At 65.7% G+C, this 26,716-nt stretch carries 23 protein-coding genes; 15 read left to right on the top strand and 8 right to left on the bottom strand.

Going from position 1 to position 26,716, the window contains the following annotated elements:
- Positions 1-78 precede the first annotated feature (78 nt).
- Together RF638_RS03755 and sufU are read left to right on the top strand one after the other, a co-directional pair.
- Complete coding sequence (locus RF638_RS03755; RefSeq protein WP_095796803.1) at positions 79-1,374, top strand: aminotransferase class V-fold PLP-dependent enzyme; 1,296 nt, start codon at positions 79-81, stop codon at positions 1,372-1,374.
- Positions 1,371-1,850 (top strand): Fe-S cluster assembly sulfur transfer protein SufU, encoded by a 480-nt coding sequence (gene sufU / locus RF638_RS03750; protein ID WP_095796802.1) that lies wholly within the window; start codon positions 1,371-1,373, stop codon positions 1,848-1,850. The genes RF638_RS03755 and sufU overlap by 4 nt, the downstream gene beginning before the upstream one ends.
- A 120-nt stretch (positions 1,851-1,970) precedes the next feature.
- Here the strand turns inward: sufU and nhaA are convergent, their stop codons facing one another.
- Positions 1,971-3,251, bottom strand: coding sequence for a Na+/H+ antiporter NhaA (gene nhaA / locus RF638_RS03745; RefSeq protein WP_254049260.1), 1,281 nt, complete (start codon positions 3,249-3,251; stop codon positions 1,971-1,973).
- Positions 3,252-3,372: 121 nt separating this feature from the next.
- The gene (locus tag RF638_RS03740) at positions 3,373-3,870 is read right to left on the bottom strand and encodes a DUF2505 domain-containing protein (protein WP_095796800.1); all 498 of its coding nucleotides are present in this window, start codon (positions 3,868-3,870) and stop codon (positions 3,373-3,375) included.
- Positions 3,871-4,172: 302 nt separating this feature from the next.
- On the opposite strand from RF638_RS03740, the gene RF638_RS03735 reads away from it, so the two are divergent.
- The 6 genes from RF638_RS03735 (at position 4,173) to RF638_RS03710 (ending at position 10,363) form a co-directional block, all read left to right on the top strand.
- Entirely contained in the window at positions 4,173-5,498 is a 1,326-nt protein-coding gene (locus RF638_RS03735) for a glycosyltransferase family 4 protein (RefSeq protein WP_368841464.1), read from the top strand.
- A 110-nt stretch (positions 5,499-5,608) separates the two neighbouring features.
- Positions 5,609-6,832 carry an IS110 family transposase gene (locus RF638_RS03730; protein WP_368841463.1) on the top strand — a complete coding sequence of 408 codons (1,224 nt, stop codon included), beginning with the start codon at positions 5,609-5,611 and terminating at the stop codon, positions 6,830-6,832.
- A 28-nt stretch (positions 6,833-6,860) separates the two neighbouring features.
- Positions 6,861-7,040, top strand: a complete 180-nt coding sequence (locus RF638_RS03725; RefSeq protein ID WP_368841462.1) for a hypothetical protein — start codon at positions 6,861-6,863, stop codon at positions 7,038-7,040.
- Positions 7,041-7,081: 41 nt separating this feature from the next.
- On the top strand, positions 7,082-8,854 hold the full coding sequence (locus tag RF638_RS03720; RefSeq protein WP_368841461.1) for a hypothetical protein: 1,773 nt from the start codon (positions 7,082-7,084) through the stop codon (positions 8,852-8,854).
- Positions 8,847-9,854: a lipopolysaccharide biosynthesis protein gene (locus tag RF638_RS03715; protein WP_368841460.1), complete on the top strand. Its 1,008-nt coding sequence runs from the start codon at positions 8,847-8,849 to the stop codon at positions 9,852-9,854. Before RF638_RS03720 ends, RF638_RS03715 begins: the two co-directional genes overlap by 8 nt.
- A complete protein-coding gene (locus RF638_RS03710; RefSeq protein WP_368841459.1) occupies positions 9,818-10,363 on the top strand; it encodes a hypothetical protein in 546 nt (181 codons plus the stop codon). The genes RF638_RS03715 and RF638_RS03710 overlap by 37 nt, the downstream gene beginning before the upstream one ends.
- A gap of 132 nt (positions 10,364-10,495) precedes the next feature.
- Here the strand turns inward: RF638_RS03710 and RF638_RS03705 are convergent, their stop codons facing one another.
- The 4 genes from RF638_RS03705 to RF638_RS03690 are packed head-to-tail and all read right to left on the bottom strand — an operon-like array spanning position 10,496 to position 14,798.
- Positions 10,496-11,575, bottom strand: coding sequence for a glycosyltransferase (locus tag RF638_RS03705; RefSeq protein WP_368841458.1), 1,080 nt, complete (start codon positions 11,573-11,575; stop codon positions 10,496-10,498).
- Complete coding sequence (locus tag RF638_RS03700; protein WP_368841457.1) at positions 11,550-12,932, bottom strand: hypothetical protein; 1,383 nt, start codon at positions 12,930-12,932, stop codon at positions 11,550-11,552. Before RF638_RS03700 ends, RF638_RS03705 begins: the two co-directional genes overlap by 26 nt.
- Positions 12,929-14,158 (bottom strand): glycosyltransferase, encoded by a 1,230-nt coding sequence (locus RF638_RS03695; protein ID WP_368841456.1) that lies wholly within the window; start codon positions 14,156-14,158, stop codon positions 12,929-12,931. Before RF638_RS03695 ends, RF638_RS03700 begins: the two co-directional genes overlap by 4 nt.
- Positions 14,148-14,798: a YveK family protein gene (locus RF638_RS03690; RefSeq protein WP_368841455.1), complete on the bottom strand. Its 651-nt coding sequence runs from the start codon at positions 14,796-14,798 to the stop codon at positions 14,148-14,150. Before RF638_RS03690 ends, RF638_RS03695 begins: the two co-directional genes overlap by 11 nt.
- Before the next feature lie 222 nt (positions 14,799-15,020).
- On the opposite strand from RF638_RS03690, the gene RF638_RS03685 reads away from it, so the two are divergent.
- From RF638_RS03685 to RF638_RS03675, 3 genes are all read left to right on the top strand, one after another.
- The gene (locus tag RF638_RS03685; protein ID WP_368841454.1) at positions 15,021-16,079 is read left to right on the top strand and encodes a glycosyltransferase family 2 protein; all 1,059 of its coding nucleotides are present in this window, start codon (positions 15,021-15,023) and stop codon (positions 16,077-16,079) included.
- A gap of 137 nt (positions 16,080-16,216) precedes the next feature.
- Positions 16,217-17,353 (top strand): uroporphyrinogen-III C-methyltransferase, encoded by a 1,137-nt coding sequence (cobA, locus tag RF638_RS03680; protein ID WP_368841453.1) that lies wholly within the window; start codon positions 16,217-16,219, stop codon positions 17,351-17,353.
- Positions 17,350-18,237, top strand: a complete 888-nt coding sequence (locus tag RF638_RS03675) for a sirohydrochlorin chelatase (protein ID WP_368841452.1) — start codon at positions 17,350-17,352, stop codon at positions 18,235-18,237. Before cobA ends, RF638_RS03675 begins: the two co-directional genes overlap by 4 nt.
- A gap of 80 nt (positions 18,238-18,317) precedes the next feature.
- On the opposite strand, the gene RF638_RS03670 is transcribed toward RF638_RS03675, so the two are convergent.
- On the bottom strand, positions 18,318-19,160 hold the full coding sequence (locus RF638_RS03670; protein ID WP_095796795.1) for a uroporphyrinogen-III synthase: 843 nt from the start codon (positions 19,158-19,160) through the stop codon (positions 18,318-18,320).
- A 104-nt stretch (positions 19,161-19,264) separates the two neighbouring features.
- Here RF638_RS03670 and mfd point away from each other — a divergent pair, with 104 nt between their 5' ends.
- Positions 19,265-22,996 (top strand): transcription-repair coupling factor, encoded by a 3,732-nt coding sequence (mfd, locus tag RF638_RS03665; RefSeq protein WP_368841451.1) that lies wholly within the window; start codon positions 19,265-19,267, stop codon positions 22,994-22,996.
- On the opposite strand, the gene RF638_RS03660 is transcribed toward mfd, so the two are convergent.
- Complete coding sequence (locus tag RF638_RS03660; protein ID WP_095796793.1) at positions 22,987-23,229, bottom strand: hypothetical protein; 243 nt, start codon at positions 23,227-23,229, stop codon at positions 22,987-22,989. The two genes, mfd and RF638_RS03660, sit on opposite strands and share 10 nt — an antisense overlap.
- Positions 23,230-23,477: 248 nt before the next feature.
- Here RF638_RS03660 and RF638_RS03655 point away from each other — a divergent pair, with 248 nt between their 5' ends.
- From RF638_RS03655 to RF638_RS03645, 3 genes are read left to right on the top strand one after another with little or no spacing between them, the layout of a single operon-like run.
- On the top strand, positions 23,478-24,062 hold the full coding sequence (locus RF638_RS03655) for an adenylyltransferase/cytidyltransferase family protein (protein WP_368841450.1): 585 nt from the start codon (positions 23,478-23,480) through the stop codon (positions 24,060-24,062).
- Between the two features lie 22 nt (positions 24,063-24,084).
- On the top strand, positions 24,085-25,083 hold the full coding sequence (gene rfbB / locus RF638_RS03650; RefSeq protein ID WP_095796792.1) for a dTDP-glucose 4,6-dehydratase: 999 nt from the start codon (positions 24,085-24,087) through the stop codon (positions 25,081-25,083).
- A complete protein-coding gene (locus RF638_RS03645) occupies positions 25,080-26,549 on the top strand; it encodes a sugar nucleotide-binding protein (RefSeq protein ID WP_315276116.1) in 1,470 nt (489 codons plus the stop codon). Before rfbB ends, RF638_RS03645 begins: the two co-directional genes overlap by 4 nt.
- Positions 26,550-26,716: the final 167 nt, after the last annotated feature.

Raw genomic sequence — 26,716 nt, 5'->3', positions numbered from 1 at the left:
AGTCACCGTCCACGCGCGGGGCTACGGTGGAGACGGCCAGTCCATTAGCCGATGAGCGACAGCTCGTGAGAAGGAGTCATGACCACTACCCCCCTGGACAATGAGCAAGTCCTGCAGCTGAAGCAGGATTTCCCGCTGCTCACCGAAACACAGGTGGCGGGTCATCCGCTGGTCTACCTCGACACCGGCGCGACCTCCCAGGTCCCGCTCCCGGTTGCCGACGCGGAACGGGATTTCACACTGCGCCACCGCGCCGCCGTTCACCGCGGTGCCCACACCCTGGCCGTGGAGGCCACGGACTTCTTCGAGGATGCTCGCGCCACGGTCTCGCGTTTCGTGGGCGCGGATCCATATTCCCTCGTGTGGACGTCCAACGCCACCGAGGGCCTCAATCTGCTGAGCTACGCGATGTCCAACGCGGCCGCGGGTTCCAACGGGTCGGAGAACGCGGAGCGTTTCCGGATGGGCCCGGGTGACGAGATCGTCACGACCCAGGCCGAGCACCACGCCAACTTGATCCCGTGGCAGGAACTCGCCGCACGGACCGGCGCAACCCTGCGCGTGGTCCCCGTGGACGAACGCGGTCTGATCACGCCGCAGGCGGTCGCGAACACACTCAGCGACCGCACCAAGCTCGTGGCCTTCACGCACGTCTCCAACGTGACCGGCGCGATCACGGACGTGCCCGCCGTCGTGGCCGAGGCCCAAAAAGTCGGCGCACTCACGGTGCTGGACGCGTGCCAGTCCGTGCCACACATGCCCATCGACTTCCCGGCCCTCGGCGTGGACTTCGCGGTGTTTTCCGCCCACAAGATGCTGGGCCCCACGGGCATCGGCGCGCTCTACGGACGCCGCGAGTTGCTCAACGCACTGCCCACGTTCCTCACCGGCGGCTCAATGATCACCAAGGTCACCACGGAGCACGCCCGCTACCTCGACTCGCCCGTCCGCTTCGAGGCGGGCACGCAGCGCATCAGCCAGGCCGTCGCGTGGGCCGAGGCCGTTCGTTATCTCGAGCAGATCGGCATGAACCGCATCGAAGCGTGGGAAGCCGAGCTCGGGGGTCGGTTGGCCCGCGGGATCACGGAGATCGACGGCGTTCGCCTCCTCGGTCCCGAACCGGGCGTTGAGCGCGTGGGCCTGGCCAGCATCGATGTTGCCGGGGTGCACGCACACGACGTGGGCCAGCTGCTGGACGTCGCCGGTATCGCCGTGCGCGTGGGCCACCACTGCGCGCAGCCGCTGCACCGCGAGTTGGGCCTCACGGCCAGCACGCGCGCGAGCACCTATTTGTACAACACCACCGACGACGTCGATCGCTTCCTTGACGAGCTCTCGCGCGTTCGCGGCTACTTCCGGGCGGAGGGCGCATGAGCGCAGAGTTGGACCAGCTGTACCAAACGATCATCCTCGAGCACTCCCACAAGCGCAGCGGCGAAACCGACCAGGACGTGTCCTCGGCCGGGGAACGCAGCGGTGTTTCCCACCAGTACAACCCCACGTGCGGCGACGAGATCACCGTGCGCGTGGCGGTGACGGAGGGGGAGAACCCGACCGTGGAGGCCGTGGAATGGAACGGCGAGGGCTGCTCGATCTCCATGGCGGCGGCGTCGGTGTTGTCGGACATGGCACCCGGGATGAGTCTGTCCGAGCTGGGGAAAATGATCGAGCACTTCCGCGAGATGCTCAGATCGCGCGGCCAGGTGGCTCCGGACGAGGAGATCCTGGGTGATGCGGCGGCCTTCGCGGGGGTGTCCAAATTCGTGGCGCGCGTGAAGTGCGCAATGCTCAGCTGGGTGGCCGTGGAGGACGCGGTGAACCAGGCGGCGTCGAAGGCTCGAGCGAACTAGCTTGACGGACGCGGGAATGCGCCAGCAGCCCGCGAGCCTGACATGACGAACGGCCGGCGAGAACTCTTGAGGTTCTCACCGGCCGTTTCGTTGTGCTGTCGAGGCCCGGTCGCGCGGGACCTAGTTGTCGTAGACGTCCGGGTCCACGCCGTGCGCACGGACCTTCTTGTACTTGGCGTTGCGGGCGAGCAGCAGGCTGCCACCGATGATCGCGGCGAGCATGGAGCCGAAGAGGATGCCGACCTTTGCATGATCGTTGTGGGGGCTGCCGATGCCGAAACTCAACTCGGCCACGAGCAGGGACACCGTGAAACCGATACCGGCCACGAACGACATGCCGAACAAATCGAACCAGGTGTAGTCCTTGTCCTTCTCTGCGGGGCTGAACCGGTCCATCAGCCAAGCCGCACCGAAGATGCCCACGGGCTTACCGATCAGCAGACCCGCGACGATGCCCAGAGCCACGGGATCCGCGGCAGCGGACTTGATGCCGTCGATACCACCCACGGCCACGCCGGCGGAGAAGAACGCGAAGATCGGGATGACCAGACCGTTGGAGAGAGGGCGGAAGCGGTGCTCCAGGGCGGGGGCCAGTCCCATCTCGGGATCCTCGTGGCGGATCACGCGGGGCGTGGTCTTCATGACGGGAACCATGAAGCCCAGCAACACGCCGGCAATCGTTGCGTGCACGCCGGCCTCGTAGACGCACCACCACGTGGCCACGCCCAGGGGCAGCAGGATGACCCAGGCCGCCCAGTGCTTGGCCATGAACCAGTTGGCGTACTTGTGAGTGAGCACCCAGAAGATGATGAGCAGTACCGCCGCACAGCCCAGGAAGAGGCCGCGCACGGATTCCGTGTACACGAACGCGATGATGATGATCGCGATCAAATCGTCCACCACGGCCAGCGTCAACAAGAAGGTGCGCATGGCGGTGGGCAGGGCCGAACCCACGACCGCCAGGACGGACACGGCGAAGGCGATGTCCGTGGCCGTGGGGATGGCCCAGCCGTGCATGGCCGTTTCCTCCGCGCCGGCCGCAATATTAATGCCCAGATAAATCAACGCGGGCATGATCACGCCACCCACGGCGGCGACCACGGGCAGCATGGCCTTACGAATATTGCGCAGCTCGCCGTTGACGAATTCAGTTTTGAGCTCGAGGCCCGTGAGGAAGAAGAAGATGGCCAGCAGACCATCGGCGGCCCATTCGCCCACCGTGTGATCAAAACCGGGAACACCGATGCCCACGTGAGCGTCACGCACACCGAAATAGAAGTCACCCAGCGGTGAGTTGGCGATGACGAGCGCGGCCACCATCGCGATCAGCAACAGCAGGCCGCCCGTGGTGTCACGCCTCAGGAACGCCCCCGGATTGCCCGCGCGTGACGGATTGTTCACGGCCACATTCAACGCCAAACTCCATTCGATCTGCGGATATCTTGGGTCATCATATAGCCTCACCAACTAAAAACCGGGGGCCGCAGGAGCGACCCCCGGTTACTACCGAGTGCCTGACCGATCAGTGCTTGGCGATCCAGGACTCCGCGGCGCGAGCCTGCAGGGTCAGGGCCTTGCCGATGTAGGGCTCAGCGGCGGCGGCGATCTTCTTGCCGACCAGCGGGATGTTGGCGACCACGTCACCCGCCACGTCGATCACGGTCTCCTCGCCGGTGGGCTTCAGCGTCTGGGTGGCATTGGCGCCCACGGGCAGGCCATGAGCCTTGATCTCGGTGCGGGCATTACGGGAGCCATCGGCGGCCGGAGCGTCGTAGGTGTCCACCTGGTTGAGCTTGACGGCACCCTTGACGAACTTCTGGACGACATCGGGCAGCTTGTCCGCGGACATGGTCCGCACGGTGGTCACGGTGAACGCCGTGTTGGTGTCACCGGAAACCTCGAAGGATTCCAGCTGCGTACCCGCGCGGTCGCTCACGTGCCGGACGAAGGCCTCGTCGACAAAGGTCTTGAGCACGGTCTCCAGCGGAGCCTTGACGGTGGTGGAGGCGTTAACAGACATGGTTCTCCTTGAAATCGATGAACGCGAGACGCGTTGTGGCCAGCGCAACCAATCCTAGGCCCAAGACCAAACCGGACACCTGAGAGAAGCCGGAGTTGGGCTGTCCGCTAAAGATCGGACAGTCAGTTTGCCCCCAGGGCACTGCCGATCACGTGCTCAAACCTAGACTGAAAAAGACCGCGGCGGGGGAATGTCGAGGGTCATAAATACGGGTGGGGATCCCTTGACCTGCGTGTTTTCACCACGCTGACCAGGCACGCCGCTGACCCATAAGCGGTGCGCGTTTCATCAGGGGGATATAGATGACCGGTTCCAGTTCGCCTGCCACGGGCACGTTGATGCAGCCGACGCGCCGCGAGAACCCCGGTGCTCGGCATGGAACGCGCACCCTGCCGGCTCCGCATCGAGAAGCCCACGATCCGGAGCCGCCGCGCGGGCCCGTGGTGCTGCACGTGGTCGAGGCGTTCGGCGGGGGAGTGGCCGCGGCGGTACGCGATTACGCCCGGGCCACCCCGGAATGCGATCACCATCTGTTGTGCCACTTGCGCCCGGAGGCCGTGAACCTCGAGGACGAGCGGGACACTGATTTCGCGTCCGTGCGTTTCCTTCCCGGCGGCCACCTGGCCAATTTGAAAGCCACCCGCTGGGCCATCAGCGAGATCCACCCGGATGTCATCCACTCCCACTCCAGCTACGCCGGTGTGTATGCGCGCCTGGCCGTGGGGCACCTACCGCGTAAACCGGTGGACACGCTGTCCCCGCTGCGCACCCCCGGGGCCCCCACCACCCGCGCCGAGCGACACGGTGACCTGTTGCGCGAAGGCCAGCGGCGGCGTCGTCTCCGTGCCGAGAAATTGGCCGAGCGCGGCCCACTGCGGCGCAAGGTACAGAAGTACTTCGACCCCGCACTGGCCCACATCAAGCAGGTGTACACGCCGCACGCGTGGTCGTTCTCTCGCCTGGACCATTCGCGACTGACCCGCCTGGGCTTCTGGGCCCTCGAAGGTGCCCTGGCCGCACGTACGGACGTACTGGCGGGCTGTTCCAAGGCGGAGAACAACGTGGCCCACTGGGGGCCGGTGTCCCCGCGCACGGTCTACGTGCCCAACGTGGCCGAACCGGACTCGGTGCGCAAGCCCACCAAGGGTGCGGACGAACCGCTGGTCCTGGCCGGTGCCGGTCGCCTCACGGCCCAGAAGGACCCGGTGTTCTTCGCGGAGACGGTCCAGGCCATTCGCGATGCCGGATTCCGCGTGGCCCCCATCTGGGTCGGTGGCGGTGACGAGGACGTGGAGCAGTTGTTCCGCGACTACGGCATCAAGGTGACCGGCTGGATCTCCCACGAACAAGTACAGGAGCAGCTCAAGACCGCGGACGTTTACCTGCACACTGCGCGCTGGGAAGGGTTCCCCATCACGGTGCTCGAGGCCGCCGCGAACCACATCCCGGTGATCGTGCGCCGCATCCGAGTGTTCGACGATTCCGGCCTGCCGCTGGTCGTGGACACCCGTTACCTTGTGAGTACCCCCGATAGTCGGGGGGTCTGGTCGCTCGGCCGGGTATGGCTTTGTTGCCCTGCCATCCATGGTCCGGGGGGTGTTGCCGCCCGGTCGAGAGACACGCGTTGACCGCTGATAGGGACACGGCCCAGCACTGCTGAGGTCTCTTCGTAACGTGGGTGCCGGCATCGGGTGTCGTGACTGCGACCAGCAGTGATGCGTCAAAGGAGGACAGCATCATGGAGACAAGATTCGCGGTCGTGATCGGCTTAGACGTTGGGAAGACAGGCCACCATGCCTGCGCCCTGGACCCCGGCGGAAGCCGGTTGTTCGACAAGCCCCTGCCCCAGGACGAGGCCCAGCTGCGGGAGCTGTTCACCGAACTCCAGAAGCATGGCAACGTGCTGATGGTCGTCGATCAACCCAACACCATCGGAGCACTGCCGATCGCGGTCGCCCGGGATGCGGGCTGTGCCGTGGCCTACCTGCCCGGACTAGCGATGCGAAAGGCCGCGGACCTGTATCCGGGCCGGTCCAAGACCGATGCACGCGACGCGTTCATCATCGCCGACACCGCCCGCACCATGCCGCACACCCTCCGTGCCGTCGACCGTGACAACGAGGTCCTCTCCGCATTGAAGGTCCTCGCTGGCTTTGATGAGGATCTCGCTCACGAAACAACACGGGCGCTGAACCGGATCCGGTCGCTGCTCACGCAGATCCATCCTGCCCTGGAACGGGTGTTCGCCGGCGGTAGCCTCGCCAACAGTCTCACCCTGGAGCTGCTGATCAAGTATGGCGGCCCCACCGGGCTCAAGACCGCAGGCCGGGGGAAGGTATTACGGTTCGCCCGCGCCCACTCTCGCCGAGACCCCGAAGCCCTGATCGACCAGATCTTCGCGGCGCTGGGTGAGCAGACCGTGGTCGTTCCTGCGACCGCCGCAGTGGAGTTGGTGATCCCGAGAGTCGCTGGCCAGGTGAAAGAGCTGAAGGAGCAGCGAGCGACGGTGGCTAGGGAGGTCGAGGGGATGTTGGAGGACTTCCCTCTCGCCTCGGTCTTGAGGAGCATGCCGGGGATCGGCCTCAAGACCGCCGCGCAGATCCTCCTGAACATCGGCGACGGTTCCGCGTTCGAGACTCCCGGCCACCTCGCGGCCTACGCCGGGATCGCGCCGGTCACACGAAGATCCGGGACCTCGATCCGCGGAGAGTTCCCCGCCCGATCGGGCAACAAGCGGCTGAAGAACGCCCTGTTCTACTCTGCCTGGGTCGCCTCGAACCACGACCCGATCTCGAAGACCTACTACGATCGCAAACACGCCGAGGGCAAGCGCCACAACGCCGCCGTGATCTGCCTGGCCCGCCGCCGCTGCAACGTCATCTTCGCGATGCTCCGCGACGGCACGTACTACCAGTCACCCACACCAGTCCCGACCCCCGAGCCACCCACTCTCGCGGCTTGACTCGAAACATAGGGACACCCCCCAGGATGTGGCGGCGCGCTGGAACGAGATCGTGGATCCGGAGACCCGGGACCACCTGTGCGGCTGGTCCCAGCAGGCGTTGTGGGAGAACTGCCGCAAGATTCAACGAGACCGACTGTGCGAGATCTACGGGGTGCACGTACCCCTCCTGGAGAAGAAGGCGCTGGGCGCGCCGTCGACACCATGACGACTGATGCACTGCGGGCACGAGAGCTACAGGGGAGAGTTATGCAACAAGGCAACTATGCGGGAATTCCGGGACAGGCGATGTGGACCCGTCGCGGAACCGACGCACTTCAAACGTGGACCCACACCCCCGTGGACGGGCAGGCACGAGGGCTCGTGCTACTCGCACCACCGGTGGGTCGCGAACACATTCAGGCCTATCGCTCCAACAGGCAACTGGCCATGCTCTTGGCCTCGGAGGGCTACTGCGTGGCCCGGGCGTGCTACCGCGGAGTGGGAGATTCGCACGCGCTGGAGCCGGATCAGAACGTGGTGGAAGCTTGGCGGCAGGACCTGCTCGATACCGCGGCCCACGCGCGTCAGGTGTGCGGGACGGAGGAGCTTCCCGTGTGGGCCATCGGTCACCGGATGGGAGCCACCCTGCTCGCCGGGGTCGCCGAGCACTTCGATCACGTGATCGCCTGGGAACCCGTGGCGGGCTCCGTCCTCGTGAAGCAGTGGTCCCGACTGCGCAATGCGACCCTGCCCGATATCCCCGTGGGCGACCGCGTGGACCTCATGGGGCTGTGCCTGAGTAACGAGCAGGCCGCGCAACTCTCCAGTCTGCGCGACCCCCGCAGACTCGCGAACCTGCCGGAGCACGTGACGATCTTCCGCGAGAAGGATCAACCGCGCGCCAAGGTCATGTACGGCGTGGAGTCCCAGGACACCCGCGTGCACTACGACATCCTGGATCAGCTGATCCGCATGCTCCCGCGCCCCGTACTCACCCCCGTGGGAGGCGACGGCCGCGGACCACTGCGCAATGAATTCACCGCTCCCACCGGGGTCGAGTGTGCCGAGGAGATCGTGCGGGTCGAGCCCAAGGACTACATGGGCGTACTCACGGGCCCGGTGCTCACCGATAAGCCTGGCCGCCCGATTGCCTCGCAGCCGGGTAAGCCCGTCACGTTCTACGCCCCGGACGCCTCCGAACCGCGCGACGGTTCCGCGCTGTGGTCCGAGACCGCGCGGGAACTTGCCGGACACGGGGTAGCGAGCCTGCGTGCCGATCGCGACGGTGCCGCGGATCGCGCCGAACTCTGGGCGGACCGCGATCCCAACCCGTACCGGCACGCCAACGCCCAGGCCATGCGCGAGCAGGCTCAGTGGCTCGACAACCACTTCAACTCGACCGTGGTGGCCACGGTGCTGTGCTCGGGCGCGTGGGACACGCTGTGCGCCGCCCGCGAGCCTGAGGGCATTCCGGTGGAGGGGATAATCCTGCTCAACCAGAACGAATGGCGGATGAAGCAAGAGTTCTTCGACGAGCTGCGTAAGACGTACGACGCCGACGCCCGCCTGCACGCCGCCGCGCTCACCTCCCGGCAGGCCAAGGAGGAACTCGCCCGCCCGGCCACGCCGCGCAGGGACGCGGTGAAGGACAAGGTGGCCGGGGCGGCGTCGGCGGCACAGAGCGTCCTTGGTGCCGTCAAGGAAAAAGGCTCCTACGCGCTGCGCCACTACGCGCCCGAACCGGTCTGGAACCTGATTGCGCGGCACCCCGAGGCATCCATTGCCGACTACATCCTGGACCGCGCTAGTCGCAATGCCCGCGTGGTGCTGCTGGTCGGACCGCAGGACGAGCCCCGCTACCGCGAAACCCTGACCCCGCGAGCCGTGGCGCGGCTCACCGGGCGCGGCCGCGACATCCGCGAGGAGTACCTACCCAACGTGGGCCATTCCATCCTGTCCCGCACCGCCCGCGACGTGGTGATCACACGAGTCGTTGAACTGCTCTCGCAGTGGGAAGGGCGGTCGCCCGCGAATGGCTAAGCACTCACTCCTCGCCGACAAGGCCACCGAAGCCGGCGAATCCCGCCTGGGCGCCAACATTGCGTGGAACTACATCTCGGGGTTCACCAGCGTCTTCGGACTACTCCTGCTCTACCCGTTCGCAATCACGATCGTGGGCGCGGAAGCGTACGGTCTGTGGGTGTTGGCCTCCAGCGCGATTCAGCTGCTGACGATGTCCGATTTCGGCCTGGGAACGGGCATCGTCCGCACCTTGACCGACATCCCGGACAACGCTGAACATCGGCGGGATCGGCGCAGTTTCGTGGCGGTGGCGCTCGCGGTGTTCTCGGTCCTGTCGGTGGTGCTCACCGCCCTGTACTTCGTGGCTTTCCCGCTGTACCTGACCACCGTGGACGTCCCGGAACAGGACCGCAATGCCGTGCTGCCGCTGGTGATCGCGGCGGGTGCAACGCTGTTCTTCTCCGTACTGGGGCGCGCGTGCAATTCGATTCTGTGGGCCCTGAACCGCCCGGACATCGAACGTAAGGCCGCCGTGGTCGCCATCCTGGGGCGAGCGGCGGGTTATGCGCTGCTGATCCCGCTGGAGGGTGGGCTGATCGCGATCGTGATGGTGGAGTGTGTTTCGCTGTTGCTTCCGCCGCTCGTGTGTTTCTGGGCCGTGTACCAGCGGTTTGGGTTGCCCCGGATGATCCGCGGTGCGTGGCGACTGCAGGGCAAGCCGCTGTTGAAGATGTCTTCGGTGCTCTCCATCGGTTCGCTGTCGCTGCTGGGTGTCTATCAGTTGCCGCTGTTCATCGTGGGACCCACGCTGGGTCTGCAGGCGGCCACGGCGTTCGGCGCGCTCATGCGCGTGTTCCAGAGCGCCCGGTTGATCATCAGTTGGGTCGTGATGCCGTTTGCGTACCCCATTAAAAAGTCTGCGCTGGGGGAGGCCGGGGAATTAAAAAGTCTGCGCTGGGGGAGGCCGGGGAGCACATCCGGGTGGCTTTTACCGTGTCCCTGCTGGTGGGACTGCTGATCAGCGTGCCGCTTGCGGCGCTTCCCAATGAGCTGCTGACCGTGTGGCTCGGTTCCGAATTCGCATTCGCCGCTCCGGCGCTGGCCGTGGTGGTCGTGGGCGTGATGGCCGAGGCCATGGGCCAGGTACCCAACCTGATCATGACCCTGCGCGGGAACCCGTTGATCGCCTCGCTCATCAGTCTGGCTGTCCTGTTGCTGACCCTGCCGGCCGTGTGGATTGCCTCCGACACCGGAGACCTGGGCTACGTGATGCTGGCTGCTGTGGCTCCGTTGCTGTTGCTCGTGCCCGTGCAGATCTACTTCAGCGAGCGCACCGAAACCAGCGGTTCGCGGGCCAAGCACGTGCTTGAATGGCTGGGCATGGTCGTGGCGGCCGCAGTGGGCGCCGTCCTGAGCATCGGGGTGTGCGCCTTGATCCTGGGAATCGTGTTCCTGGGGGCGTTCAAACGGATCCGACGCCGCGACGACGTTCTCAACGAGCGCGACGCCGATCAGGCCCCGGCCTGACGCCGCTCACTTCCGAGCCGATCACGACCACAAAGATTCTGGGAGCCTTCAGGCCACTTCTCGCGTGAAAAGTGGCCTGAAACTGCCCGACATTGCGGTGTGGGCAGGGAGAGCGTTCACCGCCCGGCGTGGTCAGGCCCGAGCCGCCCCCAACAACTGCCGGTAGGTGTCCGCCGTGACCAGCGCGTCGAATTCGGTGGCGGCCTTGTCCCAGCTGGCCTGTCGCATGCGCTCGCGGTCCTCCGGCGACTGCTGCACGTGCCAGGTCATGGCCTCAGCCAACGCCTCGGAATTCCGCACGGGCACCACGGCGCGCTCATCCACGGTGAGGTCCTTGGCATCCCCGGTATCGGTGGTGATCACGGGGACCCCTTCTCCAATGGCCTCGATGCCGGCCATGGGCAGCGCCTCGTGGTAGCTGGAGAACACCACGGCGTGGGCGGTACGGATCAGCTCGCGCACGTTGTCGACCGGTCCCAACAGAGACACGGCGTCGCGGATGCCCAGCCGGTCGAGTTCGCGGGTGAGCTCCCGGTTGTCGTTGGCCACCCCGTGCCCGGCGCACACCAGGGTGGCCTCGGGGACCTGTTCGCGCACCCTCGCGAACGCGCGGAACAGGTTGGGGTGGTCCTTGGGCTCTGCAAAGCGAGCCAGGTGCACGAAGACCGGGTCCCCCGACGGTTCCGGGGCGGGAGCACTGGCCGTGGCGCTGCCGTTGTGCACAATCCGCATCTGATTCACCGGGAACCGGTAGCCCAGCTTCGCGGCAAAGTCCTTGGCGGAGGCCGAACACGCCACCACGGCGTCGAATCGACCGGAGAGTCCCGCGACGGTCCGCCAGACCACCTTGGCCACGGGGTTGGAGGAGACATCCAGACTCGAGTGCAGCGTGGACACCCGCGGGCGACCGTGTGGAGTGAGCTCATTAATCAGATCGGACTGGTGCAGGTGTGAGTGCACCACGTCGATCTTGTGCTTCTTCACCAAGCGGAGCACGTCGCGAACGCCCTTGGCCGGCACCACGGACTTGCGGGACATCCCCGAGTACGTGGTGGTCGTGGCCACCGATTCGAGCCGGGAGGACAGCGAGGCCGGCGAGAGCAGGACCAGCAGGTGTGCCTCGTCGCCGGGTCTGGTGACACGGAGCAACTGCTCGATCAGCGTCTGGGCGCCGCCGGTGTCGGCGTCATTGACGACGTGCAGAATGCGCATGAGGCAACCTTTCGGTGGGGTGGGTGATCGTGCTCGATGGCGGGTCGGTGCTCGTGGACGCCGGTGGGTCCGGCCATGAACGGGTCAGTTCCAGCCCCAGACAAATGCCGGCCATGCCCCAGATCCAGAAGGCGGAGTCGTAGCTGATGGTCAGGCCGGAGATCACGGCCCACACGATGAACGCGCACACACCGAGCCACAGCGGATTCCGCCCACCGACGCGCAGGATCAGCACGGACATGATCAGCACCAGACCCAGCCCGAAGAAAATGCCACTCTCCAGGATGACCCGCCCTTTCACGCTGTAGATGTCCGGCAGCGGGTTGTAGTGCTGCAGATCGCCCAGCGGCATGCGGTGGGTCAGGAAGATCTCATTGGTGTTGCCCCGGCCCACGCCCCACAGGAACACGGCGGGGTCCGCGAAGAAATACCGTACGGAGGCGGCGATCGACGAATAGCGATCGGACCAGGACCAATTGAAGGATTCACTGCGGTCCTGGAGCGTGCGCGCACCGATGGCCACGGCACCGGCGAGTCCCGCGGGCACCAGAATGATGCTGGCCCACGCGTTGCGGGCGGCGTACGGGGCAATCGCGGCGATCAGCACCACGCCCAGCACGACCACGGCGCTTCCGGAGCCTGAAATGGCCACGGCCCACAGCACCAGCGTCAGGGCGACTCCGTCCCGCAGGTTGATGGTGCGGTGGTAGTGGCGCACCAGGATCACGAGCGCCATGGCCATGAGTGACAGTGACCCCACCATGAACGAGGTTTCCGGGAACATCCCGAACGGCCTGCGCACGTAGGTCAGGAACGTTTCCGTGAACTCGGAGACATTGGCGTAACCGGGCAGATCGTAGAAGGACTCGAACGGCACGGTGTCGAGAATGTCGAAGAAGATGTACTTCTGCACCAGTGCGTACGCGGCGCTGAGCAAAATGGTCCAGCTCAACCACGCGATCGCCCGGTAGCGCAGGAACACGATGGCCGCCGCAGCACCCGCGAAGGGCAGGGTGAACACGACCCACGTCACGGACCCGGCGACCTGCCACGGTTCCGGGCTGATGAACATCCGCACAGCCGCGGCAAAGAACGGAGCGGTCGCCACGAGCAGCGCGGTCCACATGATGGGCATGTACTTGGCGCAGCGAGCAATCAACGCCACGGCCACCACACTGGTCAGGGGCAGGTTGGTGTTCGACCCCATGGGTAGCGCGGCAAACGGCAACGCGGACAACACCAGCAGCGCTCGCGACAGGTTGCGGTCCAGACGCGTCCCGGTTTCGGGCAGGGCACCGCGCTTGGGCAGCCGCACGTGCTTGGGGGCCCAGATGGCCCACAGCGGCCGCTGCCTCACGCTCGCTCCGCGCTCATCACCGCGGCCACGGACGGCGCCCAGTCCTGGTGCTTCCCGGTCGACGACGCCGCCGCGTGCGTTCCGTGCCCCGAACCCTCGCCCACAGGCTGGCGCGAGCTGTCGCGTGAACCAGACACGGCGGCGTCGAACGCCGTGCGCAGGGCTGCACCGAAAGCATCGGTGTCGTGCACGTCCGCGGCGGTGAAGTGCGGGTAGTCGCCGGCTTGGGCGCGCAGGGACGCGAGGTCCGAGGACACCACGGGCACCTCGGCGCCCACGGCCTTGGCGAGCACGCCGCTGTGCGCGTCGAAGTGGGTGTAGGGCAACACGATCACCGCAGCGTTGAGGATGAACGCGTTGAAGTCTTCGCGGGACAGGAACTCGTCCGCGAAGTCCACGCAGCGGTCGGCCGCAGCACGGCGCGCGAGCGAATAGGACAGTTCGGGACTCTCTGCGGCACCGCGCACGAGCAGCGGGATGCCCGCGCGCACCGCCGCGTCCATGGCCAGCTCGATGCCCTTGTTGGCGCGCAACTCACCGATGCACAACGCGTAGGGCGTGCTCGGAATCGCACTGGATGCTGGAGCGTCGGCCAGTTCGAGACGTGAGGACACCGGCAGGTCCACCGCGGTCACCGGCTTGGCCGTGTAGCCGCGCACGATCTCCCCCTGGTCCTGACCGTGGGTGATCACCTGATCGGATCGGCGGGCGCACGAGCGCTCGAGCCACAGCAGCACGCGTTCGCGCACGGCCGGGTTCGTGAGGTCGAAGTGTGGTTGGGCGTTATGCACGAACACCGCGACCGCCTGACCTCGGGATGCGCACAGGACCCGCGGCAGCGGGTATTTGGTGGAATCCAGCGCCAGCACGGCACGGCCGTCGGCCTGTTGGGTGACCGAGCGGACGGCGGCGTGCTCGCGCACCAGATCCGCGACCTGAAGAACGGGCTTGACGAGTTTGCCGAGCTTGGAGGTCGGAGCCTGCGTGCGCCGCGGCGGCACCGTCTCCACGACGTGCACCGGATGATCCGATCTCCAGCCCAGATACTCCCGGGCACCCGGGCGGGACACGAGCCATACCCTGCCGGCCTGCGGGTCCTCCAGCAACGCGAGCGCGAGGTCGGCGGCGTGCTCGAGCTGCCCGCCGTACTCGGTGGGGCACACCACCACGGCATCGCGCGGGGTGGGTCGTGTTGGTCGTGACGGGATGTCGTGCTCAGCGTTCATGAGAGCCTCCGGCTTGCAATCGTCGTGAACGAGAGGACGGCTTATCACCGCGCACCAGGACGATCAGCAATCCGAGAACCAGACCCACGAAGAAACCCAGGGCGGTGTTGAGCACCAGGGAGGGCGCGGCGGGATTCTCCGGGGTCGCGGCGCGTTGCACCACGGTCAGATTGACTCCCGCTTGTTCGCCACGCTGGGGCCCGGATTCCAGCGACTGGCCGACCTCCACCAAACTTTCGGCGGTGGCCTGCGCCAGGCGTGCGGTGTCTTCGGGCGCATCCCCCGTGGCGGTGATCGTGATCATCGCGGTATTGGGCTGATTCGTCACGGTCACGGCGGATTCGGCCAGCGATTCCGGTGTGACGTCCAGACCGAGTTCATCCACCACCGGTTGTAACACCGAATTGGTGGTGGCCACCTGCGCGTACGAACCGGCACGGGCCATGGCGAACTGTTCGCCCATCTGCAAATCGGTGACCGACTGAAGGTTGGCCACGTTGACGAACACCTGCGCCTGGGACTCGTAGGACTTCGGCATGATCATGGCCGAACCCGCGCCCGCGATGAGTCCCAGCATCGCGGTCAGAACAACGATCCACCACTGCTGTTTCAAGCAGCGCATGTACTGATTGAGATTCACTCATCTTCCCCTCGAATAAATGCAAACGCTCACGACCCGCGCGAAAGCGGTACGGACCGTTCCCCAAAATGTTCGCATTCAAAACTGCAACGACACCACCCAACATCTGGCGCGGCGGGATCGTTGATTTCACGGATTCGTGCCCTTATGTGTGGACGAATCATCAGGGGCGCCGCGCGGTGGCCACTTCCTAGACTGGAGGCGAGACACGCAGGGGAGAGCGTGCTCGTCACTACAGGGGGAATCAACGTGAACGACAACAGGGAAACCGAACTCGAATACCCGCTCATCAGCGTGGTGATTGCGGTGTACAACGGCCAGGACCTGGTGGGTCAGGCCATCAGCAGCGTGCTGCGGCAGACCCATCCGAACATCGAGCTGTTCATCGTGGACGACGGGTCCACGGACCATACATCGCAAGTGCTCGAAGGCTTCGAGGCACTCAGCCGGCCCGGCCGCGAGGTCCGTGTTCTTCGTCAGGACAACGCGGGCTGCGGGGCCGCTCGCAATCAAGCGCTGACCATGGTGACCGGGGATTTCATCACGTTCCTCGACGCGGACGACACGTTGCTTCCGAACCACCTCAGCACGCTCTTGGAACGCTACGAGGAACTCGACACCAACGAGAGCGCGTCCCGAACCGTCGTCTATGCCAACGCCTTCCAATGCACCACGGGCGGGATCAACTCCGGGCGTCTGCAGTACCGCGAGAAGATGCCCGAAGCCGATCAACAGCGCTCGGTGATTCTGGAATACAACATCGGTAGCCTCTACGGATTGTTCCCGCGCTGCTTTTTCACCGAGGTGGGAACTTTCGACCCGGAACAGGTCTTCGTGGAGGACTGGGAACTGTGGCTGCGCGCCATCTACTCCGGCTGGCGTTTCGACCGCGTGGACGAGGTCACGAACATTATTTCGTGGACCGGGGGCTCCATGCAGTCCCAGCGCGATCGCATGGCCGCGGGTGAGGAGCTGGCCCTGCAGAAAACCCTGCGGCGTTTCGACGGAAAATTCAGCACCGAAGAACGTGCCAAACTGCTGCGGCGACTCAACTACGGGTCTCCGCTCGCGGCGGCGTCGGAAGCGGAACAGGCACTGCGTGACGGCCGCGGGGACGACGCCAAGGAGCATCTCAAGCGCGCTGCCGAGATGATGCCCACGCAGCGTCGCGTGCGGGTCAAGTCGGCCATCGCCCATTTACCGGGCGGCACGCGCTGGTTGGTCAACCGGCAACGATCCGTGGACCGCAGCGTGGGGTACAACGAGCAGATGCGCCGCTGAGTCGGCACACGAGTCACGCGAGGTAATGCACGCGGCCAACGCACGCGTGGCCTGCGGGATTGGGAGCTCGCACCGATAGCATCGACTGCGACCCGCCCCGGATGCTCGGGGTTCAGCCTCGATTCCCGGGAGAGTTCATGCACGCCCACGTCGACCTCGGTTCCGTCACGGTCGCCCTCCTGGGGCCTCGACGACTGACGACGACGCTGCGCGACACCTACCAGCGCGCCGCCGCCGGGGTCGTGGAATTCGACCGCCCGGAGGACGTGTCATCGCGATCACTGAACGGGGTGGGCTACGCGGTCATCGCTGTTCCCGAGACCACGGATTCCGCCGACGCCCTCGATGGCGCTGATATCTGGCGCGGCGCGCTCGCCACCGCTGGTGCCGCTTTGCCGGTGAGCGTGGAACGAGTTGCCGAACGAACCCGCGGCAGCATCACCCTGGTGGGAGGCGGCCCCGGTGATCCGGGACTGATCACCGCCGCGGGTCTCCACGCGCTCGCGCACGCGGACGTGATTTACGCCGATCGCCTGGCCCCGGCCGTCACCGACGAACTGGCTCCCGGGGTGCGGGTGGTTCCGGTGGGTAAGCGCCCCGGACACCACCCCGTACCCCAGTCCGAGATCCAGACCCAGATGATCGAAGCTGCTCTGGCGGGGGAGACCGTGGTCCGGTTCAAGGGTGGCGACCCCTTCGTGTTCGGGCGCGGGGGCGAAGAACTGCTGGCCTGTCGTGAGGCGGGTGTTGACGTCCATGTGATCCCCGGGATCACCTCCGCCGTGGCCGTTCCCGAGAACGCCGGCATCCCGGTGACCTTCCGTGAACTGAGCCGGTCCTTCACCGTGGTCTCCGGACACGACCCCCTGGACGAGAACGAGCTGGAGCACCTCGCAGGGCTGTCCCGCTCCGGGGCGACCATCGTGCTGCTCATGGGCATGGCCACCCTGCCACAGACCGTCAGCGGGCTGGCCCGTCACGGACTGGCCGGGGAGACAACCTTGGCCGTTCTGGAGAAGGGCTTCAGCCCCGAGGAACGCAGCACCTATACGACCCTCGCCACTGCCGTGGTGGATACCGCCGCGGCGGGCTGCGCCTCTCCCGCCGTCACCGTGATCGGCCCCGTGGTGCACGCGCTCGCCGACGGCGCTCGGCCGGGCTCGGGCGTGCCGGCGTCGGAGGTGCCTACTTCATACGCCCCTGTTTCAGCTGCGTCGAACGGGGACACACCGGACGCGGGCACACCGGACCCGGGACGGGAAGCGCGGTCATGATGGCCCGTGATGAACCGGCCGCACAGGCCAATGGTGCTGTCCAACGAACCGCGCATGCGCGGCCCGTTCTGCTGGCTTGCGCTCACGGCACCGGGAACTCCGAGGGCCAGGCCGCCGTGGCGCAACTCGTCGAGGAGATCCGCGCGGAACTCGAATCGGTCCGCGTGATCGACACCTGGGTCGACGTCCAGGAACCGAGTCTGACGGACCGCACCCGCGAACTGGCGCGCGAGCCCGCCGTGATCGTTCCGCTGCTGCTTTCGGCCGGGTACCACGTGTACGTGGACATGGCTCGGGCCATCAAGGGGAACCCGGATCATCGAGTGGCTGCGGCCCTCGGACCCGATCCGCGCCTGTCCGTCATCATGGCCCGACGTCTGACCGAGGCCTTGCGAGAACAAGGTGCAGCGCCGATCACCGAGAACGACACCGTGATCATGGCCGCCGCTGGATCCTCCGAACCTGACGCCGTGCGGGATTGTCGAGTCACCGCTGATCACCTCGCCCATGAGCTCGGTGTGCCGGTTCAGGTGGCCTTCCTCTCGGCGGCAGAACCCACCGTCAGCGACGCGGTCGCGGAGGCCCGCGAATCAGCAGGCAACTTGGCAAGCAACCGGGCCAGTGGCCTAGAAAACGGCCAAGAGCGTGGATCAGAGAGTGGATCGGGGTCCTGCCAAGTGGGCGGCTCAGCGACTGGCCGAGTGAGCACAAGTGGCCGAGTCCTGGTGGCCACCTATCTCCTGGCACCGGGGTTCTTCCATAACAAGACCTTGAAAGCTGGCGCAGACATCACCGCTGCACCTCTACTCTTGCCGGATGCACCCACGCCGCCCGAACTCACCGAACTCGTGATGGAGCACTACGAACAGGCCGTTCACGGATAACCGGATCAAGGTTGTGTCGGCACGGGCTCATGCACAGGCACAGGCACAGGCACGAGCGTCAGCTCAGTAGCCACCACGCCCTACAAGCCGTCTGCGGAGCCCTCCGCGCGGGCGTGATCGCACACCGCACGCACCATGGCACCCAGTCGGAACCGTTCGGGCACTACGGCCAGCACGTCGGCCTCTTCCAACGGCTGCACACACACGGGACCGATGGCCACCGCGGTGCAATGACCACCCCTCAATGCACTCACCAGCGATTCGTACGTGCCCGCGGCGCGGGCGGCGTCGAACAACGCGTCCGCGGCCGGTGCGGCGGTGAACGTCACGTAGTCCACGTCTCCCGAGGCAATCGAGCGGGTCAGGTCGGCCAGCCTGGAGCCTTCGTCTGCTGAGGCCCACTGATAGGGGGCCACGGTGAGCACCCGGAAACCGGCATCGGACAACCGCGTGAGCTGTTCCTCATCGGTGATGCCGTGTACCTGAACCGCCACGGTGCCGCGTGAATCACGAGCGATTAAAGCGTCCACGATCTCACTCGTGCGCCCCGACTGGCCCGTGTACTCGCACGGGATCTGCTTCGATTGCAGCTGCCCCTTGGCCTTGGCACCGCGCGCGTAGACCGCCGTTTCGCGCAGTAAGTGCACCAGGTCGTCACGCAGATCGGCGGTTTCGGCCACGGCCAGCCACCGTTTGAGCCCGTAGCCGGTGGTGATCACGACCGTCTCCGGACGCGAGGCGAGGATGTCGCGGGTGGCGGCCAGAACGGCGTCGTCCTGGTCGGCGGGGACCAGCTTGAGTGCCGGCGCGTGCAGCACCCGGGCGCCTTGCCGTTCGAAAGCGCCCGCCTGTTCATCGGCGCGCCGGTGCGCGGTGATGGCCACGGTGCGGCCGGTCAACGGTGCCTCTGCGTGAGCGTTCATGTCTCCAGCGTACGAGCTGAGCGTGTCTGCGGCGGCGAGTAGGCTTGGGCGCGTCCCCGACACTCTCAGGGGATTTTACCGTCCACACCAGGAGTAGCCCGCACATGTCCCTGACCGGTTTGCACACCGCGCTCACCGAGGACCGCACGTTCGCCAACATCTTTGCGCAGGCGTCCCGCCCGCCGGCCGAACGGTCGAGTGAGACGATCATCAGCGCTCCGGACGGCCTGCGCGCACCCATCCTGGCCCAGATCGTGGCGGGTCTCCACGACGACGCCGCTGGGTCACCTTCCGGTCCCGCCCCCGTGACCTTCGTGGTCACCGCGACCGGCCGTGAGGCCGAGGACCTCGAGGCGGCACTTGCCTCCTATCTGCCGGCAGAGCAGATCATGAACTTCCCGTCGTGGGAAACGCTGCCCCATGAACGGCTGTCCCCGCGTTCGGACACCGTGGGCCAGCGGCTCAGTGTGTTGCGTAAGCTGGCGCACCCGGGATCCGACGAGGCACCGCTGCGCGTGATCGTTGCGCCCGTGCGTTCCGTCCTGCAGCCGGTCGTGGCCGGGCTCGGTGACATGCAGCCCGTGACCCTGGTGGCCGGTGAGGAATACGCCTTCGATCAGCTCATCAAGGACCTGGCCAACGCTGCCTATTCGCGCGTGGACATGGTCACCAAGCGCGGTGAGTTCGCGGTGCGCGGTGGCATCATCGACGTCTTCCCGCCCACCGAGGATCACCCGGTGCGCCTGGAATTCTTCGGTGACGAACTGGACGAAATGCGCTGGTTCGCCGTGGCCGATCAGCGCACGGTGACCGGGGTGGATCACCCCACCAGGATCGTGGCCTCGCCGTGCCGCGAACTGCTGATCACGCCCACGGTGATGTCCCGCGCGGCCAAGCTCAAGGATCAGCTGCCCGGTGGCCGGGAGATCCTCGAACGCATTGCCGGTGGTCAGTACGTGGAGGGTATGGAATCACTTGCTCCGCTGCTCGCGGACGACATGGTCCCTGTGCTGTCCTTGGTGCCCGAGGGATCCATGACCGTGGTGATCGAACCCGAGAAGGTGCGCGCCCGCGCCCACGACCTGGTGGCAACCAATCAGGAATTCCTCATGGCCGCGTGGGAATCGGCCTCCGGCGGCAGTGATGCTCCGTTGGATCTCAACACCGCAGTCGAGTCCGAGGACGGGCAGGAACGCAGCCTGGCCGCCGGATCGTTCCACGAGATCGCGGAGACCCGGCAACTCGCCCTGGACCGATCCGTGGGCTGGTGGTCGATCACCGGACTCAACGTGAACGCCGTGAGCGTGGGTGACATCGACGCAGATTCCACCGAGGAAGAAGTTCGCCTGGCGGACACGGACGCGGACACCCTCAACGTCGCGGCACGGGAACCCGCGCGATTCTCCGGCGACGTGGACGCCATGTTGCAGTTCATGGCGGGTCGCATGGCCGAGGGTTGGCGGGTCGTGCTCGTCACCGACGGACCCGGTCCGCTCGACCGACTGAGCGAGTTGCTGCACGGTGCCCAGATTCCTGCCGCCCATTTCGAATCCATCGACGAGGCGCCCGAGTCGGGGTTGGTGGAACTCACCACGGCGCGTGCCGGTCGAGGGTTCGTTTTCGAGGGGCCGCGGATCGCGCTGCTGACCGAGGCCGATGTTCTGGGTCGTTCCACGGCGTACACCACCCGGGACATGCGCAAACTGCCGCAGCGGCGCAAGCGTAACCAGGTGGACCCACTCACCCTGCAGAAGGGTGACTACGTGGTGCACGAACAGCACGGTATCGGTCAGTTCATTGAACTCGTGCAGCGCCCGATCGCCGGTGCGATGATCACCCCGGGTCAGCCCAAGCCCATGCGCGAATACCTCGTGCTCGAATACGCGCCGTCCAAGCGCAACGGTCCCCGGGACCGCCTGTTCGTGCCCACCGACCAGCTCGATCAGGTGAGCACGTACGTGGGCGGGGAAGCGCCGTCGTTGTCCAAGATGGGCGGCTCGGACTGGAACAAGGCCAAGCGCAGCGCCAAGAGGGCCGTCAAGGAGATCGCCAACGAGCTGATCCGGTTGTACTCGGCGCGCATGGCGTCCAAGGGACATCCCTTCGGACCGGACACCCCGTGGCAGCGTGAGCTGGAACAGGCGTTCCCCTACATCGAAACCCCGGACCAGCTGACCACGATCGACGAGGTCAAAGCGGACATGGAACGCCCCATCCCCATGGACCGCCTGATCTCCGGCGACGTGGGCTACGGCAAGACCGAGGTGGCCGTGCGTGCCGCGTTCAAAGCCGTGCAGGACGGCAAACAGGTAGCGGTTCTGGTACCCACCACGCTGCTTGCCCAGCAGCACACCGAGACGTTCGCCGAGCGGTTCTCCGGATTCCCGGTACGCCTGGCAACGCTGTCCCGGTTCCAGACCGCCAAGGAATCCAAGGCCACGCTGGAAGGCCTGCGATCCGGCGCGGTGGACGTGGTGATCGGTACCCACCGGCTGCTCAGCAAGGAAATGCAGTTCAAGAACCTGGGCCTGGTCATCATCGACGAGGAACAGCGCTTTGGCGTGGAGCACAAGGAGAAGCTCAAAGCCATGCGCACCGACGTGGACGTGTTGGCGATGTCCGCTACGCCCATTCCGCGCACCCTGGAGATGTCCATGACGGGCATCCGCGAAACCTCCACGCTGGCCACACCGCCCGAGGAGCGCCATCCCGTGCTCACCTACGTGGGCCCGTACACCCAGAAGCAGGTGTCCGCGGCCATCCGGCGTGAGTTGATGCGCGAAGGTCAGGTGTTCTTCATCCACAACCGGGTGTCATCGATCGATGCGCAGGCCAAGGCACTCGCCGAACTCGTACCCGAGGCGCGGATCGCGGTGGCCCACGGTCAGATGACGGAGTCCCGGTTGGAGCAGATCATCGTGGACTTCTGGGAGAAGAAGTTCGATGTGCTGGTCTGCACGACCATTGTGGAAACCGGTCTGGACATCGCCAACGCCAACACGCTGATCGTGGACGGCGCGGACCGTTACGGCCTGTCGCAGCTGCATCAGCTGCGCGGCCGTGTGGGACGTGGCCGCGAACGCGCCTACGCGTATTTCCTGTACCCGGCGGAGAAGCCCCTGAGCGAAACTGCCCTGGAGCGGCTCAAGGCCGTCGCGGCGCACAACGAACTCGGTTCGGGTATGCAGTTGGCCATGAAGGACCTCGAGATCCGTGGTGCGGGCAACCTGCTGGGTGGCGAGCAATCCGGTCACATCGCAGGTGTCGGTTTCGACATGTACCTGCGTCTCGTGGGCGAGGCCGTGGCCGAGTACCGCGGTGATCAGGACCAGGCGCCGTCGGAAATGAAGATCGAACTGCCCGTCAACGCGCACCTGCCGCACGACTACGTACCGGGGGAGCGGTTGCGCCTGGAGGCATACCGCAACATTGCCAATGCCGCCACGGAAGAGGCCGTGGTGGAAGCCGGCGAGGAGCTTCAGGACCGTTACGGACCACTGCCCACCCCGGTCAAGAATTTGTTGGACGTGGCGCGACTGCGCATCTTGGCGCGCGCTTCGGGACTGACGGATGTGGCCACGCAGGGCAACATCATCAGGTTCGCGCCGGCTGACCTGCCGGAGTCGCGAGAGATGCGGCTCAAGCGCATGTACCAGGGTGCGCAGATCAAGGCGATCCCGGGAACCGATCGGCGCATGGTGCTCATTCCCAAACCCAAGACGGACCGGATCGGCGGCAAAGACCTCGTGGACGAAGCGATCCTGGCTTGGGCACGCGAAGTGCTTGACGCGATCTTCCCGGTGACCACGACGCAGCCTCCCAGCGATCAGGACTGAGCTGACGCCCGTGCCGTGTGCTGCACGTCAGACATGCTGTGCGGTGCATGCGCGGAGGTGGCCACCTGCGGGCGCGCGTTGCTGACGTAGTTGTACACCAGCGCGCCCAAGGCCACCAGGATCACCAGAGTCAGCAAGGTCGTGACTATTGTGGCCGCTCGCGAACCGTTCGAATCATGGTTAGATCTGTGTCGCTGGATCGTGTTCTCGCTCAACTGAATGTGCCCCATCATCTGTTCTCCCCCGGGTGCTCCCCTTACCGTCCCGGACCTTCACTATGCTCCGGCAACAGGGGTGGGGGCCAGAGGGAATCGCGAATTTGGGGATAAATCCGCGCAAGTGTGGACAGCTTGAACACGGGTTTGTCCACCATTCGGCGGTTCATTGGGTGAACAGTCTCTAAATTCTTCTCTCGCTTGCTACCGTAGAAGAAGCACTCTGCTCGGTGGGGACCGTGCAGTGTTGGTCTTGAGGGGGAATTATGGCGGCTGAGCGCACCACCACATCACTTTCCGAAACGATTTCGGAGCAGGACAGCCACGGGCACAGTGGTTTAGGACTGTCCGCTGCGGAATTACGGGGCTTACCCCAAGACAGCGTGGTGGGATATGCGGCCGGTGCATTTGACCTGTTCCACGTGGGGCACCTTAACATTCTTCGCCAAGCCAAGCGACACTGTGATTACCTGATTGCCGGAGTCGTCAGTGACGAAATGTTGGAGCTGACCAAGGGCCGTGCCCCGGTGGTACCCGCGGCCGAACGCGCCGAGATCGTCTCCCACGTGAAGTTCGTGGACGAGGTCCACATCGAATCCGTCGAGGACAAGCTCGATACCTGGGCCCATGTGCGGTTCGACCTGTTCTTCAAGGGCGACGACTGGAAGGGCACACCGCGCGGTCGTGACCTGGAGGAACGTTTCTCGGAAGTGGGGGTGGAGCTCGTGTACTTCCCGTATACCGTGCATACCTCCTCGACACGGCTGCGCACGGCACTCGATCTGTTGAGCACCCCGCAGGCCAGCAAGGCACCTCAGACACTCAAGGATGGTAGCCAGGTCAGCTCCTGACGTGCCCCTAGGATTGAGGACCATGGGCAAATTACTCGTCACCGGGGGCGCCGGTTTCATCGGATCCAATTTCGTTCGTCACATCCTCGAGAACACAGAACATTCGGCGACGGTATTGGACAAACTCACATACGCGGGAAATCGGGCGAACCTAGACGGTCTTGATCCTCAGCGCTGCGAATTGGTCGCGGGAGATATTACGGACGCTGAGCTCGTGGATTCTTTGGTCCGCGATTCTGACGCGGTGGTGCATTTCGCCGCGGAATCGCACAATGACAATTCTTTGCGCGATCCGTGGCCTTTTGTTCATACCAATCTGATCGGCACGTACACGCTGGTTGAGGCGGTGCGCCACCATGGAACCCGGTTCCACCATGTATCCACGGACGAGGTGTTCGGGGACCTCGAGCTGGATGACCCGGCCAAGTTCACGGAGGAAACTCCCTACAACCCGTCCAGCCCATATTCCTCGACCAAGGCGGGATCGGACCTGTTGGTCCGTGCGTGGGTGCGCTCCTTCGGCGTTGCGGGAACGCTGTCAAATTGCTCCAACAACTACGGTCCGTACCAGCACGTGGAGAAGTTCATTCCGCGTCAGATCACCAACGTGCTCAGCGGCAGCAAACCCAAGCTCTACGGTGCGGGCCACAACGTGCGGGACTGGATCCACGCGGACGATCACTCCGCCGCCGTGCTGCGCGTCCTGGAAGCCGGCGAGATCGGCCGCACCTATCTGATCGGCGCTGATGGCGAGGCGGACAATCTCACGGTGCTGCGAACCATCCTGCGGCTCATGGGCCGGCCGGAGGACGAGTTCGACCATGTCACCGACCGCGCCGGTCACGACCTGCGCTACGCCATCGACGGCGAACGCACTCGCCAGGAGCTGGGCTGGGAGCCGCAGTTCACGGACTTCGAATCCGGCCTGCGGAACACCATCGAGTGGTACACCGAGCACCGCGATTGGTGGGAACCCGTCAAGGAAGCCACCGAGGCCAAGTACCGGGAGGCCGGTCAGTGAGCGCTACGCAGGTCCAGGTCCACACCACGGCGATCGACGGTCTGCTGATCGTCGACCTCCCGCGCCCAGGGGACAATCGCGGTTGGTTCAAGGAGAACTGGCAACGCGCCAAAGCGGTCGAGGCGGGGCTTCCGGACTTCGTTCCCGTGCAGAACAACATCTCCTTCAACGGCACCCGTGGCACTACGCGCGGCATCCACGCCGAGCCGTGGGACAAATACGTCTCCGTGGCCACCGGGTCCATTTTCGGCGCGTGGGTGGACCTGCGCCGCGGTCCCGGCTTCGGCACCGTGGTCACGCACGAGATCACGCCCTCCACCGCCGTGTTCGTGCCACGAGGGGTGGGCAACGCGTTCCAGACCCTCGAGGACGCCACCGCCTACACCTACCTGGTGACCGACCACTGGTCCGCTGACGCGCAGTCGGCCTACAGTTTTGTGAACCTCACGGATCCCCAGTTGGCCATCAATTGGCCCATTGCGCTGGACCAGGCGGAACTGTCCGAGAAAGACCGCAACCACCCGCTGCTCGCAGCCGTTGAGCCATTGCCGCCCGCGCCGGTTCTGGTGATCGGTGCCGGTGGCCAGCTTGGTTCCGCGCTCACACGAGAGCTGATGGAGCGGGACTTGCCTTACACCGCCTACACTCGCTCCGACCTGGACCTCGCCAACCCCGACGGCTGGCCAGAAGACGTCCGCACGGGCGAGGGGCTGCGCCGCTATCGCGCCGTTATCAACGCCGCTGCGCATACCGCGGTCGACGCCGCCGAGACTCCCGAGGGCCGCATTGACGCCTGGGCCGCCAACGCCACGGGCGTTCGTGCCCTGTCCGGAGCGTGTCAGCGCGGGGGGGTGCCCTTGGCACACGTGTCCACGGACTACGTGTTCGACGGTCAGTTGCCGCTCGGGCAGTTCTATACGCCCGACGCCGCTCCGGCACCCGTCTCCGTGTACGGCCAGTCCAAGGCTGCGGGCGAGTGCGCGGTGACCGCGTGGCCCAAGCACTACCTGGTGCGAACCAGCTGGGTGATCGGCTCCGGACACAACTTTGTGGCAACCATGGCCAGGCTCGCGGAGAACGGCGTGGACCCTTCTGTGGTCTCGGATCAGCACGGCCGCCTGACGTCCGCGGCCGATCTAGCCGCGGGACTGCTGCACCTGGTCGACAGCGGAGCTCCGTACGGCACGTACCACCTGACCGGTTCGGGCGAGCCGACCACGTGGGCGGAGATCGCCCGCTGGACGTTCGAGGAACTGGGCCACGATCCGCAGCGGGTGACCCCGGTGACCACCGAGGAGTACACGGCGGGCAAGACCGGCATCGCTCCGCGTCCGAGCAACAGCTGCCTGGACATCTCCAGCCTCGACGTCGTGGGCTTCACGCCCCGGGACAGTGCGGCGGTGGTGCGCGAGGCGCTCGAGCGCCGAACCGAGGACCGAGCCGAGCGGCGTCGTGGACTGAACTGAGAACCAAGCCGAGCGGTGTCGCGGACCAAGCCGAGCGGTACCGAGGACCGATCTGAGCGGTGTCGCGGACTGAACCGAGCGGCGTCGTCGGCTCGTGGCATTCTGTGCGCCGCGGGAACCTGGCCAGACGTTGCCTGCACCGGTAGAGCCCCTGTGGGGTCCCGCGA

Source organism: Kocuria sp. CPCC 205235, assembly GCF_040980905.1.
Lineage (GTDB): Bacteria > Actinomycetota > Actinomycetes > Actinomycetales > Micrococcaceae > Kocuria > Kocuria carniphila.
The sequence above is the reverse complement of the archived record's forward strand: the minus strand, read 5'-3'. Positions and strand labels throughout refer to the sequence as shown.